At 36.3% G+C, this 3,565-nt stretch carries 5 protein-coding genes and 1 pseudogene; 2 read left to right on the top strand and 4 right to left on the bottom strand.

The window, feature by feature from the left end; translation table 11 throughout:
- Window positions 1–175 precede the first annotated feature (175 nt).
- Window positions 176–418 (bottom strand): hypothetical protein, encoded by a 243-nt coding sequence (locus J5224_RS24080; RefSeq protein ID WP_264627754.1) that lies wholly within the window; start codon window positions 416–418, stop codon window positions 176–178.
- A gap of 484 nt (window positions 419–902) precedes the next feature.
- Between J5224_RS24080 and J5224_RS24075 the strand changes: the two genes are divergently transcribed.
- Together J5224_RS24075 and J5224_RS24070 are read left to right on the top strand one after the other, a co-directional pair.
- The gene (locus J5224_RS24075; protein ID WP_264627753.1) at window positions 903–1,304 is read left to right on the top strand and encodes an H-NS family nucleoid-associated regulatory protein; all 402 of its coding nucleotides are present in this window, start codon (window positions 903–905) and stop codon (window positions 1,302–1,304) included.
- 33 nt (window positions 1,305–1,337) lie between these two features.
- On the top strand, window positions 1,338–1,697 hold the full coding sequence (locus J5224_RS24070; protein WP_264627752.1) for a hypothetical protein: 360 nt from the start codon (window positions 1,338–1,340) through the stop codon (window positions 1,695–1,697).
- Between the two features lie 105 nt (window positions 1,698–1,802).
- Here J5224_RS24070 and J5224_RS24065 read toward each other — a convergent pair whose 3' ends face one another.
- The 3 genes and pseudogenes from J5224_RS24065 to J5224_RS24055 form a co-directional block, all read right to left on the bottom strand.
- Entirely contained in the window at window positions 1,803–2,087 is a 285-nt protein-coding gene (locus tag J5224_RS24065; RefSeq protein ID WP_264627755.1) for a conjugal transfer protein TraD, read from the bottom strand.
- A pseudogene (locus J5224_RS24060) lies at window positions 2,088–2,333 on the bottom strand (hypothetical protein); the annotation flags it as partial.
- 264 nt (window positions 2,334–2,597) lie between these two features.
- Window positions 2,598–3,119 carry a GNAT family N-acetyltransferase gene (locus J5224_RS24055; RefSeq protein WP_264627751.1) on the bottom strand — a complete coding sequence of 174 codons (522 nt, stop codon included), beginning with the start codon at window positions 3,117–3,119 and terminating at the stop codon, window positions 2,598–2,600.
- Between the last annotated feature and the right edge of the window lie 446 nt (window positions 3,120–3,565).

The raw sequence follows: 3,565 nt of genomic DNA, 5'->3' as shown, positions 1-3,565 counted from the left end.
CTAAAACCAATGTTATTTCCAATAAGGAAAAACCTTTATTGCTTTTTGTTTTCATTTTATCGTCCTTTTTTATTTTCACGTACTATTTAATTAACAAAAATAAAACAAGGGTCAAGGTATTTATGACAGATTAATTGATAAAAGGGTTTGTTATTACTAAATATCAAAAAACTTGTTATTGAAGATCACTTGGTAAAGTAGGTATTTTGAATAACTTATGTATCCCTACATCAAACTCAACCAAATGCTCTGTTGATGTCATTATAAAATCTTTGTTGGTGCTAGATCTGATAACTTCAACTGACATACATGGTTTTTGATTTTGTAAATCCAAAATAAAACGAGCCATCTCCTTCACCTCTTCTTCTGAAAAACATGAAGAACCATTTACAATCTCTTCCAATCTCAATACGTTCATAAAATGACATCCTTTTAAATAAAGTTATATGATAATTACCTGATAGGATACTGCAGTAGTATTTTATAATTTATGGGTTATCAATTTCAAATTTATTATTCAGATTATGATTTTAAAATTTACTACCGCGCCCTCTGGGGCTTGCTCAACAGCTCACCGACCTAAAAGCGAGTTTTAGGCCGGTTCACCGTTTGGACGTGAAAAGATGATGCCTTGTTTCATCTTATTCCCCATACCAGAGATCCAAAGCAGCCAAGAAAACCTAATGTAAGTAAGACGCCATGTAATATCCCATCGTCCGTTGTTTCTGCTAAGGAAAAGCACTGAATTGCCAAAAGTTGTAAAATTATAACAATATAGCCTCGGATTTTGTTTTTTTATTTCCCATTATTTCCCTCCATATTTTATTGATATATAATAAAGAGTTGCTGATTGTCAAATTTTTGACTCACTAACCCACTTCTCTTTATCAGGATGGCAGGCTATGAGTGAAGCTCTCAAAGTATTGAACAATATTCGCACCCTCCGTGCTCAGGCGCGTGAATTGGATCTGGAAACATTGGAAGAAATGCTGGAAAAATTGACCGCTATTGTTGAAGACCGCCGACAGGAAGAAGTCAGCGCACAACAGCAAAATGCAGAGCGTCAGGCCAAACTTGAAGCCTTCCGTGCTCAGTTAGTGGCTGATGGCATTGATCCGGCTGAACTGCTTGGTTCAATATCTACCAGCAAATCAGCGAAAGCCAAACGTGCTCCCCGCCCGGCTAAATACAAATACACCGATGAAAATGGTAATGAGCAAACGTGGACAGGTCAGGGTCGTACTCCTAAAGCTATCAAAGAAGCACTTGATCACGGTAAGAGCTTGGAAGATTTTGAAATCTGATAAACAATTAACTATTTAACTTAAGGATAAGAAATGACAGGCAGAGCCTTACTTCTGGGAGCACTTTTTCTGGTGGGATGCACCAATTTTTCCGCAAAACAACCTTACCGAACCCAAGATGGCGAGCAACTTTTAATTAGTGCAAATATGCCAAACGGTGTTTTAAAACTATGGATAAATGAAACGCTGATTATAAATGAATCGTTCTTGAACCAAGATAAAAGTTTAGCTGGGGTCTTTAGTAATAGTTACACCAATGTCTATACAGGTACATACAAGGGCAAAAAAGTCATAGCACGATGCAAAAGAGAAACCCGTACATTATCTGCACCAGATCATGAATGTGATGTTTTTATCAATGGTGAATATGCAGCGAATCTCTTCCTGAGATAGTGTTGAGAATAAATTAACTACCGCGCCCTCTGGGGCTTGCTCAACAGCTCACCGACCTAAAACTTGCTTTTAGGTCGGTTCACCGTTCGGACGTGAAAAACATAATTAACATTTGGATTTATTTATAACATTTTCGATATAGACTTGACCCTGTGCTTTATACCTTTCAATATCACTCTCACGAAGATTGGGTATATTAAGTAAAAGCCCAAAGACTAATTCTTTATCTACATAACCAATATCACATCCTAAGACTTTGGCAACCTCTGCACCGAAAATAATTTTCTGTCGGGTGTTTTCTTTCTTCGTTTGCTGTTTCTTTTTAGCTTCCAAGAAATATAAGCGTTCCTGTGCTGAAGCAATTTGTTGTTTGATATCTTTTCTGGTCATTCCCCAATGTTTTTTCTTGTTGGCATAAGGGACATCTGCATAATCATAACCATTACCAATTTGTTTCTTGATTGACTTAATCTTCAATTTAAATTGTTGCTTTATCTGGCGCTGTTTTGCTTGTTCCCTAATATTGATTACTATCTTTTCTGCTTCTAAATAGGCTTGTTCTGTATCGGTATAGATACCATCATCAAGAAGCCTTTTAGCTTCCCAATCGATGGCTTCATCATTATTTTTATACATTACACCTCCTTGTATTTGTTATATATTATCCTTTACCATACTTTTAATAATTATCAATACAATGAGATGATTTTATTTAATGAAATAAAAAATCATAAATCCGATATTATCCTCATATCACCAAATTAATATAAATACGGTTTCATATCATTCGCCTTTTTCACATTTTACTTTATTTAACTTAACCGCTCACATGTGATAGGCTACGTGGGGTAAGCGCTTAGATATAAGCGCTTACCGTATTAAAAAATAAATAAATATATCTCATGCGTCTGGTAAATTCGTATCGCCATTACCCAATGTTTTTTGCATGATAACAGTATCAACCCAACGTCCGTGTTTAAAACCAACAGACTTTAAGGTTCCCGTCATTTCAAAACCAAGAGAACGATGTAAAGAAATAGAACCACGGTTTTCACTATTACCAACAACAGCAACTAACTGACGAAATCCAGACGCTTCTGCTTGGTTGATAGCTACAGTAAGCAATGTTTTCCCGATACCCTTCCCCTGTTGTTCAGGATCGATGTAGATAGAATCTTCGAGTGTGAAACGATAGGCTGGGCGTGGTCGGTATGGCGCAAGATAACAATATCCAGCAACAATACCATCGACTAACGCAACAAGCCACGGCGTTCCAGCATCTTGGACTTTAGTAATCCGCTCTTTCATCTCTTCAATGGTAGGAGGGATCGTTTCAAACGTAGCGATACCATTCACAACGTGCCACGCATAGATTTTTTGAATATCAGGAATATGTTCAGGACTGACTGGGATAATCTGCATAACAGAACCTCTGATTTAATAAAACCAGAAAAGGATATCATAGGTATCTATGATTAATACTTATCAAGAAAAGAATTTTTATTATGTCTATTGCAATAATGAACACTTGGAAAATAAAAAAAGTAAAATACTATTTTCTTATGCGTGGGAACCTCTGTGGTAGCTCAATTCGTATGGTGGGAAAATTTCACTATTTCGATATATTCGTTTTTGTCAAAAGCAGCGCTTTGTGATTGTGTACGATAATCACTACGCTGAACAGGGCTTGCCCTGTTAATTTTAGATATATCCAATTATGGTTTTTAGTTAGATATTCAGCTAGCGCTCAGTCACCTGAAACAGATTAGACCAGATATCTATAAATAAATACAGGTTGGAAATGAAATTCACAAACAAAGAATAAAAAATCACTCTATCTATAAAACCCCGACCTCTCCGCGTTACTT

The organism is Candidatus Symbiopectobacterium sp. NZEC135 (assembly GCF_025962695.1).
The sequence above is the reverse complement of the archived record's forward strand: the minus strand, read 5'-3'. Positions and strand labels throughout refer to the sequence as shown.